Origin of the sequence: Fodinibius salipaludis (assembly GCF_002287075.1) — a bacterium.
Lineage (GTDB): Bacteria > Bacteroidota > Rhodothermia > Balneolales > Balneolaceae > Fodinibius > Fodinibius salipaludis.
In genome coordinates this window covers 181,606-203,505 of sequence record NZ_NSKE01000008.1, presented here as the reverse complement: position 1 = coordinate 203,505, position 21,900 = coordinate 181,606, and the positions used below count along the sequence as shown (strand labels likewise).

Genomic DNA, 21,900 nt, shown 5'->3' with positions numbered 1-21,900 from the left:
CGCTGCATCATCCGGTATTAGCTCACCTTTCGGTGGGTTATCCCAGTCCTAACGGCAGATTACCTACGCGTTACTCACCCATCCGCCGGTCTCCGTTGCCCCGAAGGGCAACTTCTCCCGCGACTTGCATGTGTTAAGCCCGCCGCCAGCGTTCGTCCTGAGCCAGGATCAAACTCTCCATGGTAAATACACCTAATAAATTGTTTGAGTCTCTGGCCCTAGCTTCACTGTACTTCTAAATTGATCTCTCATCTAACCCCAACCTAAGTCGGGGCTGACAAGGGCTCGACGTGCGATCGTCTGTATGTTCTCAGTCTGTCAAAGAACGAATTGTTCTTCCCAATTTCGGCCCATTTCTCAGAGCCAAAAAAAACGGAGTTGAACTCATTTGCTGCTGGGCTCAACCCCGTTCCAAATTGGAATCCTAATGTAAGACCAAACCGGGGTATATGTCAATGTTTTTCTGGGATTAATTTTACTTTTTTTGCCAACCTAAGCCAACGTTATTTAAACCCTATTTTGAGGTTTGAAAATTACTCATAAAGGCTATTTCCACTCGGATCTTCCTCGTATTCCCGGAAGATTTTCACCCCTAAATAACAAAGTGGAGTATCGAACAGTGCGAAGAAGAATTTAAAGAGGTAAGAATTCAAAATTAGGATGACTAATTTGCCAATTGTATCGACGTCTTGTCCCAAGTTTCCGGCAAAGTAAAGGATGGATAAAATAGCAGTTGAATCCACTAATTGACTTACAGTAGTAGATGCATTATTGCGTAACCACAGGTGTTCGCCATCTGTCAAATCTTTCCAAAAATGGAATAACCGGACATCAACTGTTTGTGCAACGAGGTAGGCAATCATACTGGCAATGGTATTGCCAATCATAAATTCGTAGACTCCCTCAAAAAGCTGAACCCCTCCACTTACTCCTGCCGTGCTGGGTAACCAATGATTTACAGTCATCAAGAAGAGCATAAACACATTCATACAGAAGCCCACCCAAACCACCAACTGGGCTTTCTTTCGTCCATACAGCTCTGATAACAGATCAGTTGCCAAAAAGGTAAAGGGATAGGCAATAACACCCACCGGCACACTCATGGTATAGATACTATTGTCACGAATTAGCTCGGGAACAATAGCCAGCATCCAATCAGAAAGCTCAACGGAAAATATAGTAACAAACTTGGTAGTACCAATGACATTTCCCAACACCAAGGATGTCAAAAATATACCGGCTAATGACAAAAACAGAGCATCTCTTTTATAGGTAGCAACAGGGGGCGTACTTTCACCGTCCATCTGTAGAGTATTGAATTAACTTATTTGAAATTTCTTTTTTTATAATCGTTTCTAATAATAAATTAAATAAAAGCAATTTCCACTCTCATCGTTTCAACCAGCTATGAGTAAATCCGTATACGCACTAATCGACTGCAATAATTTTTATGCTTCGTGCGAACGTGTTTTTGATCCACAGCTCAGAGGTAAGCCTATTGCCATTCTTTCGAACAATGACGGATGCATTATTGCCCGATCTGATGAGGCTAAAAGGGCGGGCGTAGAAATGGGCGCCCCCGAATTTAAAATAAGAGACCTCATCAAAGAGAAAGATATTGTGTTAAAGTCCTCGAACTATGCTTTATATGGTGATATGTCGCGGCGGGTGATGGAAACGTTGCGTCACCTTACGCCCAAGGTGGAACCGTATAGTATAGATGAGGCTTTCATCGAATTCCCCAAACTAATTGCCAAAGATCTGGATCGTTTTGGAAAAGAAATTAAAACAACCGTAAAGCAATGGACGGGACTCCCAGTATCTGTAGGGATTGCCCCCTCCAAGACCCTTGCAAAAATTGCAAATGAGACTGCCAAATCAAATCCACAACATAAAGGAGTTTTAAACCTCGTTGATAATTCCCAACTCGACAACTTATTAAAAGAGACCAAACTTACTGATATCTGGGGGATTGGGGCAGGGTTATCACAACGGTTATTCAAGGAAGGGATACAGAATGCTTTTCAGCTAAAACAACAGGTCAGCAGAAAAGAATGGGTGCGCAACAAGCTAAGCGTAAAAGGCCTGCGTACCGTCATGGAACTCAATGGCGAGCCCTGCCTTGATATTGAACACGTGGGCGATGCCCGTAAGGGAATTATGACCTCCCGATCATTTGGAAAGGCTGTTACCGATAAGAAAGATCTAAGTGAAGCTATTGCTCAATTTATCAGTATTGCAGCTGAAAAGCTTCGCGCCCAACATTCAGTAGCATCTCTGTTGCATATTACCCTTCGCACCAATAAATATTCCAATTATAAATCTAAATATAAGTACGGTATTGAATTTCCCTTGCAAATGCCAACGGCCAACACTTCTCATCTGATTAAATGTGGACACGCCTGCTTAGATAAGCTTTATCAACGTGACCTTCGCTATAAAAAGGCTGCTGTGATGCTCACGGGAATTTTGCCGGAATCGGAAGTACAGCAAGATCTGTTTAGCAAAAATAACTATACGGCAAGTGAACACAACCTGATGCAAAAGGTGGATGACATCAACACAAAATATGGTTCGGGAACTACGCATTTTGCATCAACGGGTATTGAAAAATCCTGGCAGATGAAACAAGAGCATCTATCTGCCAAATACACAACGCAATGGGATGAGCTTGCAGAAATCCAAGTTGACTAAATATCAAAAGCTAACTATTGAATATACGGACTGTTGCCTGCAGTGATTCACCAATGTATTCTTGCAATTGTTGCCACTCCTCCTCGAGGGATGACTTTGAAAAACGCTGGTTTACCTCAATCTCTAAACCCAAATAATTATTGTCGGAATATTGTCTTCGGAGATAGGTTGTAAATCCATCCATTGTACCACGATAAGGTTCATTCATTTTAAGACGCAGTTCTGCTGAACGCTTGCTAAGTTCAGTACGCCAAAGGTAACAGAAATGTTGTTCGGCTTTATTCCGGGGGTCAAATAGAAATCCCACATCAACTTCTCGCTCCTCATTTTCCCAGACAGGAGTAAATGTGTGAATACCTACATGAATCGCCTGCTCTCCATTTATGATCACCTGATCAATTTTCTCTTTTATTTTCTTACGATGGGGTTGATAATATTCCTTAAATATTTTCTCTCGCACATGCAACGGCTGCTCTCTGGTAAATTCAGAGAAAAGGTTGGGACTCTGTGTTGAACGATTCAGGTCCACGAGCAACCGGGTAACGGTATTTAAGTAAGGCTCTTTTTCCAGCATCGCAGAAATCGTATTCGTTAACTCCAAAGCCCCAATATCAATACCGCGATGGGTTTTCAGTATTTCGGAACCATGATCAAAAAGATGTCGAAACTCCTCAGGAACCTCATTGCCCGCATGCTCACATGTAATAATAAGTTGAGCGCCCATTTTCTATCCATACCTTTTTGTTCGACCTAACCTCCATAAATAACAAACGATTCACCAATATTTCATTCCCTGTGCGACCTAAAAACGACCGCTATTTTTTATACCTTGTCTCGTAATAATAAAATCCAATCATCTATTATAATATGTCGCTATTATTTATTGCTCCCGATCGGGATCTTTCGTCCTGGAAAGATGCAATTCACAGTGTTGACCCCAATATTGAAATTGATATTTGGCCGGCTATACAAGATAAAGAGCGAGTACAGTTTGCCGTGTGCTGGAACCATCCAAAGCATTTACTCGATGGCTTCCCCAATCTTAAAGCTGTTTCTTCGCTGGGAGCCGGAGCCGATCATCTGCTTTCGGATGAATCACTACCAAAATCTATTGATATCTGTCGTGTTGTTTCTCCATCGCTGGTCCAGCAGATGAAAGAATATATTTTGGCAGCCGTTCTAAATATTCAGCGAAATTTTGTGCGCTACATTCGGCAGAACGATAATAGAACGTGGCAACCTCATGACCATCCGTCACCTAAAGAACTACAGGTAGGTGTTATGGGATTGGGAGAACTCGGCCGACCAACTGCCAAACAATTAACCCAGCTCGGATACCAGGTTTCGGGATGGTCGCGATCAGCCAAAGAAATCGAGGGCGTCAATACTTTTGCCGGCAAAGATGAACTGCACCCATTTCTCAATAATATATATATTCTTATTTGCCTACTCCCTCTTACTGATGAAACAAAAGGTATTTTAAATCTTGATATCTTTAAACAAATGCACGACCGTGGTTGGATTATCAACGCAGCACGCGGTGAGCACTTGGTAGACGAAGATTTAATTTATGCATTAGACAGTAACATCCTGCAAGGAGCGTGGCTGGATGTTTTTTCTGAAGAACCGCTACCCGACAAACACGCGTTTTGGAATCGTGAGAATGTTATTATCACTCCTCACATTGCCAGTATTACTAAACCTAATGAAGTGGCGGACCAGATTGTGGGAAATTATAAGCGGGCACTCTCGGGCTTGGAATTAAATCATAAAGTAAATCGCAAGCTCGGATACTAATCTGCACAATCCATAAGGAATAGTAACGAGTAACCCGTTTCGCAGTTGAAACCAAGGGATAAAACTCTATGAACAGAATTCAATCTCCCTAAATCCCTCTTCTCCAAGAGGGACTTAGGAGTAAATGCCTCAATTTATAATTACCTCAAAATAATTCTCTTTTCCTCCTTGAAGAAGGAGGAAAAGAGAATTAACCAAATAGTGATGGGTTTTATTTAAATAACTTGTTATAGCTCAATAGGTTAAGCAATAAGCAGAAAATTCGCTTGTTACACATCGCTCCTGATAATTCAATCAATTTTGACCGATGCAATCCAGTCAAATGGATCTTCGGCCTTTCCGTACTGAATATCAGTTATTGCCTTATAGAACTTTTGCCCTACCGGACCTCTGCCATCAATATCGAACGTCACTGACTGCCCATCGTGATGAACTTCCTCTACCGGAGCCACTACAGCAGCAGTACCGGCCCCGAACACTTCTTCCAGCTTATCATCTTTGCCAGCCTGCATCACTTCTTCAATACTGATGCGACGTTCTTCCACCGGCATATCCCAATGCTTAGCTAATTCAATAATTGAATCGCGTGTAACTCCTGGTAAAATAGTACCTCGCAAACTGGGCGTTACCAATACGCCATCAATGACAAAAAAGATGTTCATCGTACCCACCTCTTCAACATAGGTATGCTCTTCAGCATCCAGCCAAAGCACCTGGTCAAATCCTTCCTTTTTAGCCTGCTGCGCTGGATATAAACTAGCCGCATAATTGCCGGCCGTTTTAGCAGCTCCCACCCCGCCTTTTACAGCTCGCACATACTGCTGAGTGGTCGTCAGTTTCACGGGCCGTTCATAATAAGATCCAACAGGAGAAGTAATAATATAAAAGCGATACTGTTCTGCTACCCGTGCAGAAATAATGGGGTCAAAAGCACAGGCAAAAGGTCGGATATAAAGTGTATTACCTTCTTTTTCGGGCACCCACTGATGGTCCAGACGGATGAGTTCCTTAATTCCTTCTATAAAAATATCTTTTTCTATTGTTGGGATGCACATCCGTTCACAAGACCGAGCCATACGCTCGTAGTTCTTTTGTACCCGGAAAAGATTTATCGTACTCCCATCAACATAATAAGCCTTGGTACCCTCAAATACCGACTGGGCATAATGCAGCGCATTTAGGGCCGGTGTTATTTCAATAGATCCAAACGGTTTAATTTCCGGCTGCTGCCATTGTCCATCCCGATATTCCATTTCGAGCATGTGATCTGCAAATTCACGGCCAAAGCCCGGAGCATCCAAATCTACATCTGCAATTCGACTTTCAGATGCCTTCGTAATATCAAAAAGAGTGTCAGTAATCATAGTAATTTTCTTGATTTAAACTGTACCTAAAATACAGTTTTTGTTAATGAATATCTGCCTAAAATAAGCCTTAACCGTTATGATGGTTTTCGTTTAAACTTTTTTTACCTACTGTCTTATGCTCCTATTCAAAAAAATCTTTTTTATATATTGACAAACTTCATTGCTTTCCACTATTTAGAGTTGCCTCATAACTTTTAATAATCACTATCTCTGATGAATATATTCACGAAGTTTGCACTCCTGATTTCGATCTATTTCTTGTTCAGCCCCAACCAGATTGTATCAGCTCAACAAACAGCACCTCCCAAAATACTTTCCATGCAGGAACGAGCCAATGTAATGAACAACTGGCTCGAATATCGCCTCGACAATACTATCCCAGACCTTATGCAGCGAGAAGATATTGATATGTGGATCATTATTGCGCGAGAATATAACGAAGATCCCGTTATTAAAACGATGCTTCCCGCTACGTGGCAATCCGCGCGCCGTCGAACAATACTTGTTTTTTCGGACAACGGCAAAGAGGTTGAACGAATGGCCGTAGCACGATATGATATTGGTAAATTCTTTAAAACGGCTTGGGATAAAAACGAAGAACCGAACCAATGGAAACGCCTTGTTGATATAATAAAGGAACGTGATCCAAATAATATTGCTCTAAACTACTCCCCTACTTTTGCATTGGCGGATGGCATTAGTCACTCTGAGTATGAAGCCTTTACTTCTGCCCTTCCTGAACGTTACCAAAACCGTATAGTATCAGGAGAAAAGCTGGCTATCGGCTGGCTCGAAACCCGTACTGAGCCCGAAATACAGGTCTATCCGATGATCTGTCATATTGCTCACGATATTATTGCTGAAGGATTCTCGGAGAAAGTCATTCAACCGGGCATTACCACAACAAAAGATGTTGAGTGGTGGTACCGTGAGCGTATTCGGGATCTCAATTTAACAGCGTGGTTTCATCCAAGTGTATCAGTTCAACGGGCGGCTGAATCTGATACTTCATTTTTAGCCAACTTTTCAAAACGTCCCGCTGAAAATATAATACGCCCCGGTGATCTTCTCCATGTAGATTTTGGTATTACCTATCTTGGACTCAATACTGATACCCAACAGCACGCTTACGTTTTGAAAGCCGGAGAAACGGAAGCTCCAAAAGGATTGCAAAATGCATTAGAAACCGGAAACCAGTTGCAAGATATTTTAACCAATAATTTTAAAAAGGGATTAACGGGTAATAAGATTTTATCCAAGAGCCGTGAAGAAGCTATTAATCAGAATATCGAACCAAGCATTTATACACACCCTATCGGATATCACGGACACGGTGCCGGACCAACCATCGGGCTTTGGGATCAACAGGATGGCGTACCCGGCAAAGGCGATTATCCACTTTATGCAAACACCGCGCACTCCATTGAGCTAAATGCTACTGTAAATATTCCAGAGTGGGACAAAGAAATCCGCATTATGCTCGAAGAAGATGCTTTTTTTGATGGCGATTCAGTTCGATATATTGACAGCCGCCAGACACAGCTTTGGCTGATTCCCCGACAATAATAATTCCAACTGATTTACTTTTTTTGATGAGTAGTATTGACTCCCTGTTAAACCTTCTAAAAAATACCCCAGACGGTCCTTTTTTTAATCCCTGGTATCAAAATGATCCCGAGCATGACGTAAGTGATAACGGCCCCGATATCCGTAAAAAGCAGCTGAAGCACTACCTTAAAGAACGACTTGATACCGCTAAATACCTGTTTATCGCTGAAGCTTTGGGCTATCAAGGAGGCCATTTTACGGGCATTGCCATGACTTCCGAGCGCATTTTGCTGGGCCATCATAAGTCAGTCCATGGTATTCCCGCTGATGGCGCGTTTCAATCCATCGAAGCACAACGTACCAGCAAACCGGAAGTCAATAAAAAAGGGATGTCGGAGCCCACTGCTACCATCATGTGGAAAGCGATATATCAGCTGGGGATTGATCCATACGAAACCGTGCTTTGGAATGCCCTACCCTGGCATCCGTATGATCCCGATGACGGACTACTCAGCAACCGTACTCCTACCGATCATGAACTTGAGCAGGGATATCCATCGCTAAAAACCTTTTTAGATCTATTTTCTGATGGAGAAATCATTGCCGTAGGACGAAAATGTGAGCAAAGTCTGGACGCCTTTGGAATTTCAAACTACACTCCTGTTCGTCATCCCGCCAACGGTGGGGCTCCAAAATTTCGAAGGCAAATGAATGAATTAATTAGAAATTAAGAATGGAGAATTGGCTGTATTCATTTCCTAATTGCCACAACTCATAATTCCTAATTTTTAATTTCTATCCCGTGCTTTGCATGGCAGCTGCTACCCCATTTATACTCAAAAATAGGGCCTCACGCAGCTTTTCTTCATTGGCATTTTCCACGTCTGCTTTGTCTCTCCATCGATCCAACAGCTCCGTTTGCATCATATTCAGCGGATAGGTAAACGGATTTCGAAACCGAATCGATTTCTTGATTACAGGATTGATATCAAGCAGTTCATCTTGTCCGGTAATCTGTTTAATGGCATCCTCTGCCTTATCAAAATCTTCCGTAATACGGTTGTGGAACGTTCCATCATCAATATCATGATAAGTATTAGCAGTGGGAATATGCGTCCGAGCCATTTCCCGTTGAGCATTATCGAGTACCGTTTTAAAAAAGATAACTTCTTCATACCACTGCTGAAGTTGCCCAAGCATCCCCTCTTTCTGCAGCATCTGCTGTAAAGCTTCACCTATGCCATACCAGCCCGGCACGTTGTATCGCACCTGTGTCCATGCAAATACCCAAGGAATAGCTCGAAGATTTTCGAAATCAGCAGCTTTGGCACTGCCCCGCGAAACCGGCCGTGATGCAATAGGCAATCGACTAATATGCTCGATGGGCGTCTTTGCCGTATACCAACTCCAGAAGTTTTTATCATCAATGAGGTTACGATACCCTTTCATAGATGCTACTGCCAGTTGTTCCATAGTCTCATCAAACTGTGATTGCTGCTGCATTTCGGACTGCTCTGAGATCGTGACCCGAATCATGGCATTAACAATTTGCTCTAAGTGACGCCGCGTAATAGGCGCAAGTGAATACCGAAACGAGATCACTTCTCCCTGCTCTGTAAAACGAATACGTCCATTATTACTGACAGGCGGAAGCGCTAAAATAGCCTGATTTGATCGCCCGCCGCCGCGACCAACAGTACCGCCCCGACCATGAAACAATCTGAAATCAACCTCATAGTCTCGACAAACGTCACCGAGATTACGTTGTGCCTTTTCAAGGGCCCAGTTAGCCATCCAATATCCACCGTCTTTGTTACTGTCGGAATAACCAAGCATAATTTCCTGCAGGTTATTCCGTGCACTTAGCTGTTTCTTATAGACCGGACTCTCATAAATTTCACTCATGAGCCGTCCGCATTCCTCTAAATCTTCAATCGTTTCAAAGAGTGGAACCACATCAATGGTACTCTCAACCTTACCATCATCATAACTCCAGAGCCCGGTTTCTTTAGCCAGAATAAGCACTTCCAGCATATCACTTACTCCATGGGTCATGCTAATGATATAATTGCCAAAGCTATTTTTATCCAGCATTAGCATCTGGTCAATGATATCAAACACCTCCAGCATCTGCGAAGTATTTTCATCCAGATGGGCTTGAACCGGAGAAAGCGGACGCGGATTTTTTAGCTCTTTAGTTAATAGTTGTACTTTTTCTTCTTCGGATAGAGATCGATATTCATCCGTAACCTCCCCGACTTCCAGCAGTTCGGCAACAGCGGCCTCATGCTTTTCAGAATGCTGCCGGATATCCAGTGCCGCCAGATGAAAACCAAATGTTTGAGCTCGAACTCGTAAATGCCTCAATTTTCCCTGGGATGCCACACATTCCAATCCGGACTCTTCCAAACTTTTGGATATCAGCTCTAAATCATTGGTGAAATCGGATGCATGATATTTTTGCGCTTCCTCTAAAACCTCATTGGGGCGACCTGTTTTTGTCATCTTAAGCTGATGTTGCAGCTTGTGCATCATGTGCGTAACCTTTCGTCGATACGGCTCCTGATTGTATAGTCGCTGATAGCGACCCGAAAGCGGATCTTCTTGCTCGTCCCGCTCTAACGAAGCGGCCAATTCATCCGATATCTCAAACTTATTTTGAGAAATACTTAAGTAACGACGCAAGTCATCGAGCTCTTCCAGGTACAGCTCCATCACATTCTTGCGCTGTTCTAAAATGGTCTGCCAGGTAACCTCCGGCGTTACATTGGGATTACCGTCCCGATCACTGCCAATCCACGATCGATAACGCAAAATCGTATCAAAATCCGGCACCTCATCATAATACATCTCAAAGGCGTTATGCAAGTCATCATACAAAATGGGGATTGTCTGCCAGATAGCATTTCTGAAGTAAAATATCCCGTTTTCGACTTCGTCTTCTACCGTTACCCGTTCGGTTCGGACTTCATCAGTAGCAAGCAGTAAATATATCTCGTTAAAAATATCCAGCGTCAATGCTTTGCGCTCGTCCGGTGTCAAATCATCGGACTTAAAGTGCTCAATCATCTCAGTGATATGCTGCTGCTTGATAAGTACGCTGTGTCGCCGGGCTTCGGTTGGATGGGCCGTAATTGTTGGCTGGATATCAAGCTTTGCAATTACTTCGGCCGCCTCATCAGCCGAGAATCCCTCCTCCTTTAAATGATAAACAGCCTCTGCAATACTTTCACTGCGGGGCGAATCCGGACCCGTGTTCATTGCTCGTTCGTGATTAATACGCGTAATTTCCCGCTGCTCCTGTGAATTCATCAAATGGAAGAACACCGTAAAGTATCGCAGAAATTGAGCAATTTGATCCGTCGAAAGATCTCGAACTACCGTCTCCAGCTTCGCCAGTGCGTCCTCATCTTCCTCATCAAAAGCCTTATGGGCAATTTTTGGAAATGCAACCAGCAATTCTAAAAACTTTTTATCTTCTTTATCCTCAATAATTCTCTCCAGAAAATCTGCCAGCAGCTCTAAACGGGCCGAAAGATTTTCACTAATACCACTTTGATGACTTCGCTCTTTTATAAGTTTATCCCACTTCATAGATTTACTTTTTGGTACATTTACTAAATAATGAGTATATCCAAAATGGGATTTTAATTCTTAAAAACACAATTATGCCAGAACGATGCGATTGGTGCGAAAACACCTTTGATAAATACATCCGCTATCACGATGAGGAATGGGGGGGTCCCGTTTTTGATGACCAAACACAATTTGAATTCCTTGTACTTGAAAGCTCGCAGGCGGGCTTAAGCTGGAGCACGATATTAAAAAAGCGAGAAGGCTATCGCAAAGCTTTTGCCAATTTTGAGGTCGAAAGAGTAGCTGAATTCGGTGAAGAGAAGGTTCAGCAGCTTCTATCCAATCCCGAGATTATCCGCAACGAAAACAAAATACGTTCGACCATTAATAACGCCCAGCAGTTTATCCAAATCCAACAGGAGTTTGGCAACTTTTGCAACTATATCTGGGATTTTGTGGATGGCGAACCCATCCATAATCACTGGGAAACCATGGACCAAGTTCCGGCAACCACCGAAATTTCGGACAAGCTAAGCAAAGACCTTAAAACCCGTGGATTTAAGTTTATTGGCAGTACTACTATCTATGCCCATATGCAGGCTACAGGGTTGGTCAACGACCATTTGATATCCTGCTTTCGTCATCAGCAGATTATAAACCAATAAAAACCAAAATCATGCACAGGAATTGGAGTAATTATACTATTTGTTCTAAAACGGCCGTTTTAAGGGGTATCAAAAAAGTTGAATTTTTCTATATTTGAGGCAAAATAACTTAGTCATCTAACTTTAAAGAGAAACTATCATTATGCGCTCAATGTTTTCACTGGAAGAGGTTGGAGAAATGTTAGATATGAAAACCAGTGATGTAGAAAAAGAAATTGAAAGTGGTCATTTGACATACTCATTCCATGAGGGTGAAAAGATGATTACGCTCTACGATCTGGAAAAGTATATGGGAGCCGAACAAACACGCAAAATAACCAACGAGTATTTGGAAAAACAAGATACTGAATAGACCGGACTACCTTCTTCTTAACCGGACAAACACCCTTATTTTTTTCACTTTTCAAGCTGCTTATTTGCCAGCCAAGGTTCTACATTGTCATTCACATATTTAACGTTAAAACCATCTCTTAGTAACAAAGATGTAGCAACCGAAGCCCGGACTCCGGTTCGGCAGTAAACCAGCCACGTTTTATCCTTATCCAACTCTTGTTTGCGCTCTAATAAACGGGTATGTGCAATATTAAATGCTCCGTTGACATGTCCCTCGTTAAACTCTGATAATTTCCTAACATCGAGCGCCTGATATTGGCTGTCTTCAATTAGCTCAGCCGCATCATCAAAAGTAATGGTCTCTACTCGCTCTGTATTTTCGCTGTTCTCTAAATACTGTTCTAATTCATCCGGAGTCATATATCCTTTTATGTTATCCAGGCCAATCCGGATCAGATCGCGTACCGCTTCTTCGAGATAATCTTCCTCAATAATCAAATAAATATCTTCATCTTCTTTTACATACGAACCAACCACCGTATTAAAAGCCTTGTTATAGGTAGATAGCAGTGACCCTTTCAAATGTGCATCCATAAAATCAGTACGCTCCCGGGTATCCACTACTGCACTCCCTTCCGGTGTTGCCCGATTTACTAATCCTTCAACGGTCATTTTTTGAGGATTCGGAAGACTACCAAGTACTTTAGGGCCGCTTCGGTTATCACGTTTCATGCGGGCAAAATAGAGGGGCGGTTCGGGCTGCCCTTCAAGGATATAGTCTACAAACTGCTGCTCATCATCGGATGCCTGAATAGACGGGTTATACCGTAATTCATATCCCACTGTTGACTCAGGTACCAAACCCAATGCTTTCCCACATGCACTGCCCGATCCGTGACCCGGCCACACCTGCAAATACTCGGGCATAGATTTAAATTGTTCTACTGATTTATACAGTGTCCGTGCAGATGACTTCATCACTCCTTTTTGTCCGGCCGCTGTTTCAAGCAGATCAGGCCGACCGACATCACCCACAAAAATAAAATCACCGGTGAGTATACCCATGGGATCATTGGCAGCAGCTCCATCGGTAACAGTATAACTAACGTGCTCTGGCGTATGGCCCGGCGTATGCGTTACTCCAAAATGGATGTTTCCAATACTAAACCGGTCACCGTCGTTAACCAACACATAGTTATAATCACTGCTCTTCACCCATTCATATTTCCAATCTTTGTCGCCCTCATCCGAAGCATATATCGTAACCCCCTCCTCGGCAAATTCACGAAGTCCCGTCAAGTAATCCGCGTGGATATGTGTTTCAGCAGCTGCTACAATATCCAGCCCTTCATCTTCTGCTATTTTTTTATATCTATCAATATCCCGCATGGGATCAATAATAATAGCTTCGCCCGTAGCTTGACATCCAATTAAGTAGGAATATTGGGCTAATTTTTTCTCAAATATCTGCTTGAAATACATCTGCTAAATCTTATGCCGTTTAAAATGAAAAGGTTGAATTTATAGCTACTAAAAATAACTAATAAAATGTAAAAAGCATTTTTGAATCAACATTACAAATGAAAAACCAATAACCTCCAAAACATGATATTAAAATAATTTAATATCGTAACAAACTCCCTTTTTGCCTTTCTTTAATACTCAAGTTGTGTAATTTATTCTACTTGAAAAGTAAAATAGATACAGAAGAACACCTTCATCAATTCTTTCTGTAATCTACATTAATTGAAAACATCTGATTTTGTTAAAAACAATAAGCTATTCATTCGCAAAACATTTAGGGATCAACTCTTCCACTATACATTAATCATAAACTATCAATCATAAATTGGAGTACATATGAAAGTAAAACACAGTACCTGGATTTTGGGATTACTATTGTTCGTTGTCTCATTTACCCAGACCACCCAGGCACAATCGTTAGACGAATTCGAAGATAAAGTAACAGAATTTACCCTCGATAATGGTTTAACCTTTATCATTATTGAGCGCCCGGTTGCACCGGTGGTCAGTTTTGCTACTTATGTAAATGTAGGTGGAGCAAACGAACCCGTGGGACATACCGGGATGGCTCATATTTTTGAGCATATGGCCTTTAAGGGGACCCACACTGTAGGAACCAGCAATTGGAAAGAAGAAAAGAAAGTGCTCAAAGAACTTGATAATACCTATCAAGAATGGCTGGCTGAAAAACATAGCACTCAGCCCGATTCCGCCAAAATGGATACGCTTTGGAGTCAGTTTGAAAAACTTCAGGAAGAAGCGGGACAGTATGTGGTTAATAATGAATTCTCTCAAATCATTGACCGCAATGGCGGTACCGGCATGAACGCCACCACTAACCAAGATCGTACAAACTATTTCTATAGTCTACCCGAAAATCGTTTGGAACTGTGGTTTAGCTTAGAATCTGATCGATTCAAAAACCCGGTCTTTCGTGAGTTTTACAAAGAAAAGGAAGTTGTCCGTGAAGAACGGCGCATGCGTTCCGAATCGCAACCTATCGGACGTCTAATTGAAGAATTTGCAGCTGTTGCCTTTACCGCTCATCCTTATGGACGCCCAACCGTAGGTTGGCATTCCGATATTACGGCCACTACCATGAAAGACGCTCGTGAATTCTACAACACCTACTATGTACCCAATAACATTACGTTTGCGATTGCAGGTGATGTAGATCCCCAAGAAGCCAAGAAGCTGGCTGAAAAATATTTTGGGGATATGAAAAAAGGCCCCGAACCTCCTCCCGTTTATACAAAGGAGCCGGAGCAACGCGGAGAACGACGATTTACTATTCAAGGTCAATCGCAGCCATTTTTCATTATGGGATATCATACCGTTGCACAAGATCATCCTGATTCTAAAGCACTGCAACTGTTGGGCAGTATTCTTTCCGGTGGACGTACTTCTATTCTTTACAAGCGGATGGTGGAAGAAGAGCAAACAGCAATGCAGGTTAGCGCTTTTAACGGATATCCCGGCCAAAAGTATGAAACCCTGTTTGCCACGTTGGCTATTCCCAACCAAAATGTTGGAGTAGATACCATGGAAACCTCCATTCTTGAGGAAATTGAAGAAATCAAAAATGAGGGGGTCTCCCAAGAAGCCCTTGACCGAGCCCGAACTAATGCGCGTGCAGATTTAATTCGTAGCCTTGATTCCAACTCCGGATTGGCTTCTTCACTGGCTTCCGCCGAAAACTTGCGGGGCGACTGGCGAAAAGTGTTTACGGATATCGAAGAACTAAACAAAGTAACGGTTGATGATATCCAGCGCGTCGCCAATAAATATCTTACCAAAGATAATCGAACGGTTGGAGCTATCGTCACCGAAGAAGATAGTTCATCCGAGGAGGTTGCCGATGCGAATAACTAACTCATCATTTTCAAAAATTTTGAACAACCATAATTCAACTATTATGAAGAGGTTAAGCTTATTTTTACTTATGGCTGTTTTTGCGTTCGCCTGTTCACAAACCGAACAAGTAGCCGATTCGCAGCAGTCTAAAAATACTTCAACGAATCCATATGAAAATATGGACTTCCCGGAACTGAATGACTTCCAGAAACCTGAGGTAGAAACTTTTACTACTGAAAATGGTATTACCTTCTACTTGGTTCAGGATAAAGAACTGCCCTTGATAAATGTAAGCACCCGCGTTCGTACCGGAGGTGTTCTTAATTCCAACGAAAAAACAGGTCTCGCTTCTATTACCGGCACGGTTATGCGATCTGGCGGAACGGAAACATATCCGGCTGACTCACTTAATACCATGCTTGAAAACAGGGCAGCCAGTATCGAAACTGGTATTGGTTTTACCAGCGGTAATGCCAGCATGGATGTTTTAAAAGAGGATTTTGATGATCTTCTTCCGGTATATATTGATATCCTGACCAATCCGGCATTTCCCGAAGATAAAATTGAACTGGCTAAAAAACAGCAGAAGTCTTCTATTTCGCGCCGGAATGATAATTCGCAACAGATTGGAGTCCGTGAATTCCAAAAAATTATCTATGGCGAAGATTCACCTTACGGTCGCAACACAGAATATTCAACCATCAACAATATTACGCGGGAAGATTTAGTCGACTTTCACGAAAAGCATTTTTCTGCCGATAACATGATGGTTGGTATCGTTGGTGATTTCGATACAGAGGAGATGAAACAAAAACTGCGTAATAGCTTTGGTGAGCTTCCTGCCGGAGATGAAACCCAATTGGAGTTTCCCGAAGTTGACTACGAGCCGCAAAGCTCTATCAACTTTATTGAAAAATCAGATGTAAATCAAAGCTTCGTGATGCTTGGGCACCTTGGCGGAATGCGTGACAATCCCGATTATGCCAAAGTACAGGTTATGAATCGTGTACTTAGCGGTGGATTTTCAGGCCGACTGATGCAGGTCGTCCGTACCGAAATGGGACTGGCTTATTCGGTATTCGGTCAATATGGGATGAACAGCTTTTACCCTGGGATGTTTTATGCTGGAGTAATGACGAAAAGCTCCACTACTGCCGAAGCAATTGATGCCATCATAGAACAAATTGAACACCTGCAGAAAGAACCTATCACTGAGCAAGAGCTACAAGATGTAAAGGATCAGATTCTCAATTCTGCGGTATTTGAGTATGACAGCTACGAAGAAGTACTTAACGAGCGTATGTCTAATGAATATCGTGGACTGCCGGCTGATGCTTTTGAAGAATATATCCAAGGCGTCAAGGCTACCACTGTCGAAGATGTACAGGCGGTAGCCCAAGAATACTTGAATCCCGATAATATTCAAATTCTTGTGGTTGGTAATAAAGAAGAAATCGGCGATCAGCTTGAAAAGTACGGCGAAGTTAACGAGATCGATATCAGCATTCCCGAACCCGGCAGCGGTGAGGAGCAGATGGTTGAGGGCGATACTGAAAAAGGTAAAGAATGGCTTTCAAAAATGACAGATGCTGTTATTGATGGCGATACAGAACTTAGCAGCATTTCACTTACCGGTGAAATGAATATGCAAGGCCAAAAAATGCCCATGACCTCAACTATCAATTATCCCGATGCCATTAACCAAACAATTAAAGGCCCCATGGGTGAAATTAAAATAAACTATGAGGATGGATCTGGCAAAATGATCGCCGGCGGCCAGGAACGCCCACTCCCTCCACAAATGGCCAAAAATCTTAAAAGTACCCTTAATAGAAGTTTTCTCTCAATCGCCCTAAATGCAGATAGTGTAAATCCGCAATACCTGGGCTCTGAAGAAGTCGATGGAACGAGTTATGAAAAAATTAACGTAACAGTGGATGGCTCAAACATTGAACTTCTATTGGATCCTGAAACCCATTATCCGGATGTCATCCGTTACAAACAATTTAATCCACAGATGGGGGAACAGGTTACCGTAGAGAATCACCATTCTGACTGGAAGGTGGTCGACGGTGTTGCATATCCATATCTGCAAGAAACCATAGTTAATGGGAATAAATCTGCTGAGGCTGTGTACAAAAGCCACGAAGTAAATAAATAGCACGAAGTCTCACATATTGATTCTAAAAGGCCGGAGCAATCCGGCCTTTTTTATTTTACATTAATGTTTATTCAGGAGTACTTTTACAAAAGAACAAGAGTTAAAATAAATCAAGCCAAATGGCACTTTTAAATTGGGAAGACAACAGACCTGAACCCGACGAGTACGGAGATTTCTATGAAGGATATGTCAATCTTGTTGACGAACCGAACGTAATTCAATCGCTCATTCAACAAGGACAAAAAGTTTATGCCCTTATTCAGCAGCTCACTGGTGATGAGGCAAACCATCGTTATGCAGACGATAAGTGGAGCGTCAAAGAAATTATTGGTCACCTGGTAGATACCGAGCGCATTATGGCTTACCGGGCTTTGTGCATCAGCCGCGGGGAACAAACAGCACTACCGGGATATGATCATGAATCCTATGTAGAACGGGCCAACTTTGATAAACGAAGCCTGCAAAGTTTATCTATAGAATATGATGCCCTGCGAAATGCTAACATCAGTATGTTTAACAGTTTCTCTAAAGAGCAAATGTTACAAAAAGGAACTGCTAATGGCGTGTCCGTTTCGGTACGAGCAATAGCTTTTATCATTGCGGGACATGAAAAACATCACTTGAATATCTTAGGAGACAAGTATGGAATAACCATTGTCAAAAATGGCAACGACTGATTTTGTAAGTTCCATCCGACCCAACTCATCAATTGATCTTAATTTGAAAAATATCGTTATATCATGGCTAAAAATTCTGATAAGAAAAAAATTGTACATGCACACCTCCCCCAAGAAGAAACCTATACCACTACCCTTACGGCCGGTAAACATGAATTTTTGGGCGATGAACCCAAATCTGTGGATGGTGGAAAAGATGAAGGACCCGATCCCTATGATTACCTTTTAATGTCACTGGGCTCCTGCACAGTAATGACTATAAAAATGTACGTACAGCACAAAGGCTGGGAAAATGTTGAGGACATCTACATGGAGTTACGCCACAACAAACGTCACGATGAGGATTGCCAAAACTGTGAGGATCCTAAAAGTCGAATTGATGTCATCGAAAAAGAAGTCATTGTGGAAGGCGATATTACCGATGAACAGCTCGATAAAATTCTGGATATCTCTCAAAAATGTCCCGTGCACCGGACCTTGATGGGTGATATACAGTTAGAAAGTTCAATTACCAAGAAATAGTCTAATCATCTTAAACTAAAGATGAACTGTTTTGGATTGAGACAAACATGGTATGGGTTGCCATAAGCCATAGCCTGAAGATGAATCATCAGGCTAAATAACAGAAACCTGAAGCTCACTTAAGTGAGCTTTTTTAGGAAAGACTTAGCCCACGGATTCATCCGTGGGTAAAATCAATGAAAAGAAGCAACAGTAAAAAGGTTAGTCCACAGCGGTCGGCTCCTGTCCTTCGCTATATGCATCAATAGGCACACAATTACACATCAAGTTGCGATCGCCGTAGGCATCATCCACCCGACTTACAGCCGGCCAGAATTTATTGAATCGTAAATAGTCGAGCGGAAATATAGCCTTTTCGCGACTATAAGGTTGATCCCAATCCTCGGCCATTGCCACGCGCATAGTATGAGGCGCATGCTTAAGTACATTATTTTCCGGATCAGCATTGCCCTCCTCGATCTCTTTTATTTCTTCACGAATAGAAATCATAGCCTCGCAAAAACGATCGAGCTCTTCTTTCGTTTCGCTTTCGGTCGGTTCAACCATCAACGTACCCGGCACAGGGAATGACATCGTAGGCGCATGGAAACCGTAATCCATAAGACGCTTGGCCACATCTATCGACTCTATACCGGCCGATTGCTTAAAGGGGCGAATATCTACGATAAATTCATGAGCAGTACGCCCATTTTTGCCAGTGTATAAAATAGGATAGTGATCTTTTAACTGTTCCTTCAAGTAATTCGCATTAAGGATTGCCGTTTCCGAAACTTTGGTCAACCCTTCGGCCCCCATCATTTTGATATAGGCATATGAAATAGACAAAATACTTGCACTACCCCAAGGCGCCGCCGAAATACTTTTTATAGCATGCTCACCTCCGGTATCTTTCACAGGATTTCCGGGTAAAAACGGTGCAAGGTCTTTTGTTGCTGCAATAGGCCCCATTCCCGGCCCACCGCCACCATGAGGAATGCAAAAGGTCTTATGCAGATTCAAGTGACAAACGTCTGCACCAATTTCGGCGGGACTTGTAAGCCCAACCTGGGCATTCATGTTGGCTCCATCCATATATACCAACCCGCCGTTATCGTGAATTACCTGACAAATTTCTTTGATATCCTCTTCAAATACACCATGCGTTGACGGATAGGTAACCATCAGGGCAGCCAAATTCTCTTTGTTAGCCTCCACTTTTTCGCGCAAATCATCAAGATCGATATTACCATGCTCATCACATTTTGTTACCACCACATCCATACCCGCCATCACCGCGCTGGCAGGGTTGGTACCATGGGCAGAATCAGGTACTATTGTTACATTGCGATGCTCCTCTCCATGGTGTTTATGATAAGCACGAATGGTCATCAATCCGGAAAACTCCCCCTGCGCACCCGAGTTAGGCTGCAGAGAAACGGCCGGAAACCCAGTAATAGCGGCAAGCTGGTGTTCCAACTTATCAAACAACTCGTGATACCCTTCGGCTTGCCCCTGAGGTGCAAAAGGATGCAATTTCCCAAACTCCGGCCACGTAAGCGGAATCATCTCCGACGTGGCATTGAGCTTCATCGTACATGAGCCCAGCGAAATCATGGAGTGGACCAACGAAAGATCCTTATTTTCCAACTTCTTCAAATAACGGAGCATCTCGTGCTCGGAGTGATACAGGTTGAATACCGGGTGCTCTAAATAGTCAGACGTCCGAGTTAATCCTTCCGGATAATCAATCTCAACAGATTTCGATAACTCGGCTACGTTTACCTTATCTCCCTTATCATTCAGGGATGCAAAAATTGCGAGCAGTTCCTCAACATGATCTAAGTCCTTCACTTCATCAAAAGCGATACCGACTGCCGGTTCGTCGAAATAGCGCAGATTTAATTTGTGATTAAGCGCTTTCTGGCGGAGCTTTTCTTTCTGATTATCATCTTCAAGTTTCACCTTAAGCGTATCAAAATAGAGATCGTTTGCTACTTCAAAGCCAAGCTTTTCAAGCCCTTTATCCATCACCTTTGCCAGTCCATGAATTCGTTCAGCGATGCGTCGCAAGCCTTTGGGGCCATGATACACAGCATAAAAACCGGCAATTACGGCAAGCAACACCTGTGCCGTACAAATGTTGGATGTCGCCTTTTCGCGGCGGATATGCTGCTCCCGCGTTTGCAGCGCCATCCTGTAAACAGGATTCTCTTCGGTATCCTGCGTAACACCAATAATACGTCCGGGAATCTTGCGCTTGTATTTTTCCCGTGTTGCAAAATATGCGGCATGCGGTCCACCGTATCCCATGGGTACCCCAAAACGCTGCGTTGATCCAACAACGACATCTGCTCCCATTTCACCGGGTGGGGTCAATAAGGTAAGGCTCAACAAATCAGCCGCCACTACCGATTGCACGTTATTTTCTTCGCATGCAGCAATTAAATCCGAATAGTCTTCAACGGTCCCATCCGTAGCCGGATACTGCAACAACATTCCAAAAAGTTCTTCATCTGTTACATCAAGGTCATGATGATCACCCACGACTACTTCAATATCAAGTGGCTCCGCACGCCCCTCTATAACATCTATCGTCTGTGGATGACACAATTCCGAAACAAAAAACTTGTGCGCTTTTTTGCGCTTGGCACCGCGCCGCATGGAATAGAGCATCGACATTGCTTCAGCAGCCGATGTCCCCTCATCTAACAATGAAGCATTGGCTAATTCTCTTCCGGTCAAATCCGATACCATTGTCTGAAAATTAATAAGTGCTTCGAGCCGTCCCTGCGCGATCTCGGCCTGATAAGGAGTATAAGCTGTATACCAGCCGGGGTTTTCAAGTACATTGCGCAGAATCACATTGGGGGTCAGGGTATCGTGATATCCCATACCAATGTACGAGTCAAAAATCTCATTTTTATTGGCAAGCTTTCGAAACTCCTCCAAAAATCGATATTCGCTCATCGGCTCATCGAGATCAATCTGATCTTGTAATCGAATACCTTTCGGGATGGTTTGATCAATAAGTTCATCAATGGAAGAAGCATCAATGGCAGAAAGCATTTCACTTTCCTGTTTTTCATCGGGGCCATTATGGCGGTGCATAAAACGTTCTTTATCGAAATTGATACTCATTTAGCGCAATTTTAGAATTGGATTTTTCTCGAAATGGAGTTACTGCCGTTTGCAAGTTTCAATAA

16 protein-coding genes and 1 rRNA gene are annotated in these 21,900 nt (G+C 42.8%); 10 read left to right on the top strand and 7 right to left on the bottom strand.

Annotated features, from left to right (window positions below):
- Together CK503_RS12310 and CK503_RS12305 are read right to left on the bottom strand one after the other, a co-directional pair.
- Nucleotides 1-184: ribosomal RNA gene (locus tag CK503_RS12310) — 16S ribosomal RNA — on the bottom strand; the annotation flags it as partial.
- 349 nt (nt 185-533) lie between these two features.
- A complete protein-coding gene (locus CK503_RS12305; protein ID WP_095607120.1) occupies nt 534-1,304 on the bottom strand; it encodes a queuosine precursor transporter in 771 nt (256 codons plus the stop codon).
- A gap of 103 nt (nt 1,305-1,407) precedes the next feature.
- Between CK503_RS12305 and CK503_RS12300 the strand changes: the two genes are divergently transcribed.
- Nucleotides 1,408-2,694: a Y-family DNA polymerase gene (locus CK503_RS12300; RefSeq protein ID WP_095607119.1), complete on the top strand. Its 1,287-nt coding sequence runs from the start codon at nt 1,408-1,410 to the stop codon at nt 2,692-2,694.
- A 10-nt stretch (nt 2,695-2,704) separates the two neighbouring features.
- Here CK503_RS12300 and CK503_RS12295 read toward each other — a convergent pair whose 3' ends face one another.
- The gene (locus CK503_RS12295) at nt 2,705-3,418 is read right to left on the bottom strand and encodes an N-formylglutamate amidohydrolase (RefSeq protein WP_095607118.1); all 714 of its coding nucleotides are present in this window, start codon (nt 3,416-3,418) and stop codon (nt 2,705-2,707) included.
- A gap of 143 nt (nt 3,419-3,561) precedes the next feature.
- Here CK503_RS12295 and CK503_RS12290 point away from each other — a divergent pair, with 143 nt between their 5' ends.
- Complete coding sequence (locus tag CK503_RS12290; protein WP_095607117.1) at nt 3,562-4,491, top strand: 2-hydroxyacid dehydrogenase; 930 nt, start codon at nt 3,562-3,564, stop codon at nt 4,489-4,491.
- A gap of 290 nt (nt 4,492-4,781) precedes the next feature.
- Here the strand turns inward: CK503_RS12290 and CK503_RS12285 are convergent, their stop codons facing one another.
- Nucleotides 4,782-5,855: a branched-chain amino acid aminotransferase gene (locus tag CK503_RS12285; RefSeq protein ID WP_095607116.1), complete on the bottom strand. Its 1,074-nt coding sequence runs from the start codon at nt 5,853-5,855 to the stop codon at nt 4,782-4,784.
- A gap of 216 nt (nt 5,856-6,071) precedes the next feature.
- Here CK503_RS12285 and CK503_RS12280 point away from each other — a divergent pair, with 216 nt between their 5' ends.
- The gene (locus CK503_RS12280; protein WP_095607115.1) at nt 6,072-7,424 is read left to right on the top strand and encodes a M24 family metallopeptidase; all 1,353 of its coding nucleotides are present in this window, start codon (nt 6,072-6,074) and stop codon (nt 7,422-7,424) included.
- Between the two features lie 26 nt (nt 7,425-7,450).
- Nucleotides 7,451-8,137, top strand: coding sequence for a uracil-DNA glycosylase (locus tag CK503_RS12275; RefSeq protein WP_095607114.1), 687 nt, complete (start codon nt 7,451-7,453; stop codon nt 8,135-8,137).
- A 64-nt stretch (nt 8,138-8,201) separates the two neighbouring features.
- Here the strand turns inward: CK503_RS12275 and ppc are convergent, their stop codons facing one another.
- Nucleotides 8,202-11,000: a phosphoenolpyruvate carboxylase gene (ppc, locus tag CK503_RS12270; RefSeq protein WP_095607113.1), complete on the bottom strand. Its 2,799-nt coding sequence runs from the start codon at nt 10,998-11,000 to the stop codon at nt 8,202-8,204.
- A gap of 74 nt (nt 11,001-11,074) precedes the next feature.
- Here ppc and CK503_RS12265 point away from each other — a divergent pair, with 74 nt between their 5' ends.
- Both CK503_RS12265 and CK503_RS12260 read left to right on the top strand, forming a co-directional pair.
- Complete coding sequence (locus CK503_RS12265; protein WP_095607112.1) at nt 11,075-11,647, top strand: DNA-3-methyladenine glycosylase I; 573 nt, start codon at nt 11,075-11,077, stop codon at nt 11,645-11,647.
- Nucleotides 11,648-11,789: 142 nt separating this feature from the next.
- On the top strand, nt 11,790-11,999 hold the full coding sequence (locus CK503_RS12260) for a hypothetical protein (RefSeq protein ID WP_095607111.1): 210 nt from the start codon (nt 11,790-11,792) through the stop codon (nt 11,997-11,999).
- 44 nt (nt 12,000-12,043) lie between these two features.
- Here CK503_RS12260 and CK503_RS12255 read toward each other — a convergent pair whose 3' ends face one another.
- Nucleotides 12,044-13,462: an MBL fold metallo-hydrolase gene (locus tag CK503_RS12255; protein WP_095607110.1), complete on the bottom strand. Its 1,419-nt coding sequence runs from the start codon at nt 13,460-13,462 to the stop codon at nt 12,044-12,046.
- A 378-nt stretch (nt 13,463-13,840) separates the two neighbouring features.
- Between CK503_RS12255 and CK503_RS12250 the strand changes: the two genes are divergently transcribed.
- The 4 genes from CK503_RS12250 to CK503_RS12235 all read left to right on the top strand — a co-directional run bounded on the left by CK503_RS12250 (nt 13,841) and on the right by CK503_RS12235 (nt 18,718).
- Complete coding sequence (locus CK503_RS12250; protein ID WP_095607109.1) at nt 13,841-15,376, top strand: M16 family metallopeptidase; 1,536 nt, start codon at nt 13,841-13,843, stop codon at nt 15,374-15,376.
- 43 nt (nt 15,377-15,419) lie between these two features.
- Entirely contained in the window at nt 15,420-17,519 is a 2,100-nt protein-coding gene (locus CK503_RS12245; protein ID WP_176466308.1) for a M16 family metallopeptidase, read from the top strand.
- A gap of 119 nt (nt 17,520-17,638) precedes the next feature.
- On the top strand, nt 17,639-18,196 hold the full coding sequence (locus tag CK503_RS12240) for a DinB family protein (protein ID WP_095607107.1): 558 nt from the start codon (nt 17,639-17,641) through the stop codon (nt 18,194-18,196).
- Nucleotides 18,197-18,259: 63 nt separating this feature from the next.
- Nucleotides 18,260-18,718 (top strand): OsmC family protein, encoded by a 459-nt coding sequence (locus tag CK503_RS12235; protein WP_095607106.1) that lies wholly within the window; start codon nt 18,260-18,262, stop codon nt 18,716-18,718.
- Between the two features lie 201 nt (nt 18,719-18,919).
- On the opposite strand, the gene gcvP is transcribed toward CK503_RS12235, so the two are convergent.
- The gene (gcvP, locus tag CK503_RS12230; protein ID WP_095607105.1) at nt 18,920-21,835 is read right to left on the bottom strand and encodes an aminomethyl-transferring glycine dehydrogenase; all 2,916 of its coding nucleotides are present in this window, start codon (nt 21,833-21,835) and stop codon (nt 18,920-18,922) included.
- Between the last annotated feature and the right edge of the window lie 65 nt (nt 21,836-21,900).

Excerpts from the sequence above, each read along its gene's own strand:
- CK503_RS12305 (WP_095607120.1), bottom strand. The coding sequence starts at position 1,304 with ATGGACGGTGAAAGTACGCCCCCTGTTGCTACCTATAAAAGAGATGCT.
- CK503_RS12280 (WP_095607115.1), top strand. The coding sequence starts at position 6,072 with ATGAATATATTCACGAAGTTTGCACTCCTGATTTCGATCTATTTCTTG.
- CK503_RS12235 (WP_095607106.1), top strand. The coding sequence starts at position 18,260 with ATGGCTAAAAATTCTGATAAGAAAAAAATTGTACATGCACACCTCCCC.
- CK503_RS12255 (WP_095607110.1), bottom strand. The coding sequence starts at position 13,462 with ATGTATTTCAAGCAGATATTTGAGAAAAAATTAGCCCAATATTCCTAC.
- gcvP (WP_095607105.1), bottom strand. The coding sequence starts at position 21,835 with ATGAGTATCAATTTCGATAAAGAACGTTTTATGCACCGCCATAATGGC.
- CK503_RS12290 (WP_095607117.1), top strand. The coding sequence starts at position 3,562 with ATGTCGCTATTATTTATTGCTCCCGATCGGGATCTTTCGTCCTGGAAA.
- CK503_RS12245 (WP_176466308.1), top strand. The coding sequence starts at position 15,420 with ATGAAGAGGTTAAGCTTATTTTTACTTATGGCTGTTTTTGCGTTCGCC.
- CK503_RS12275 (WP_095607114.1), top strand. The coding sequence starts at position 7,451 with ATGAGTAGTATTGACTCCCTGTTAAACCTTCTAAAAAATACCCCAGAC.
- ppc (WP_095607113.1), bottom strand. The coding sequence starts at position 11,000 with ATGAAGTGGGATAAACTTATAAAAGAGCGAAGTCATCAAAGTGGTATT.
- CK503_RS12295 (WP_095607118.1), bottom strand. The coding sequence starts at position 3,418 with ATGGGCGCTCAACTTATTATTACATGTGAGCATGCGGGCAATGAGGTT.
- CK503_RS12250 (WP_095607109.1), top strand. The coding sequence starts at position 13,841 with ATGAAAGTAAAACACAGTACCTGGATTTTGGGATTACTATTGTTCGTT.
- CK503_RS12260 (WP_095607111.1), top strand. The coding sequence starts at position 11,790 with ATGCGCTCAATGTTTTCACTGGAAGAGGTTGGAGAAATGTTAGATATG.
- CK503_RS12300 (WP_095607119.1), top strand. The coding sequence starts at position 1,408 with ATGAGTAAATCCGTATACGCACTAATCGACTGCAATAATTTTTATGCT.
- CK503_RS12240 (WP_095607107.1), top strand. The coding sequence starts at position 17,639 with ATGGCACTTTTAAATTGGGAAGACAACAGACCTGAACCCGACGAGTAC.
- CK503_RS12265 (WP_095607112.1), top strand. The coding sequence starts at position 11,075 with ATGCCAGAACGATGCGATTGGTGCGAAAACACCTTTGATAAATACATC.
- CK503_RS12285 (WP_095607116.1), bottom strand. The coding sequence starts at position 5,855 with ATGATTACTGACACTCTTTTTGATATTACGAAGGCATCTGAAAGTCGA.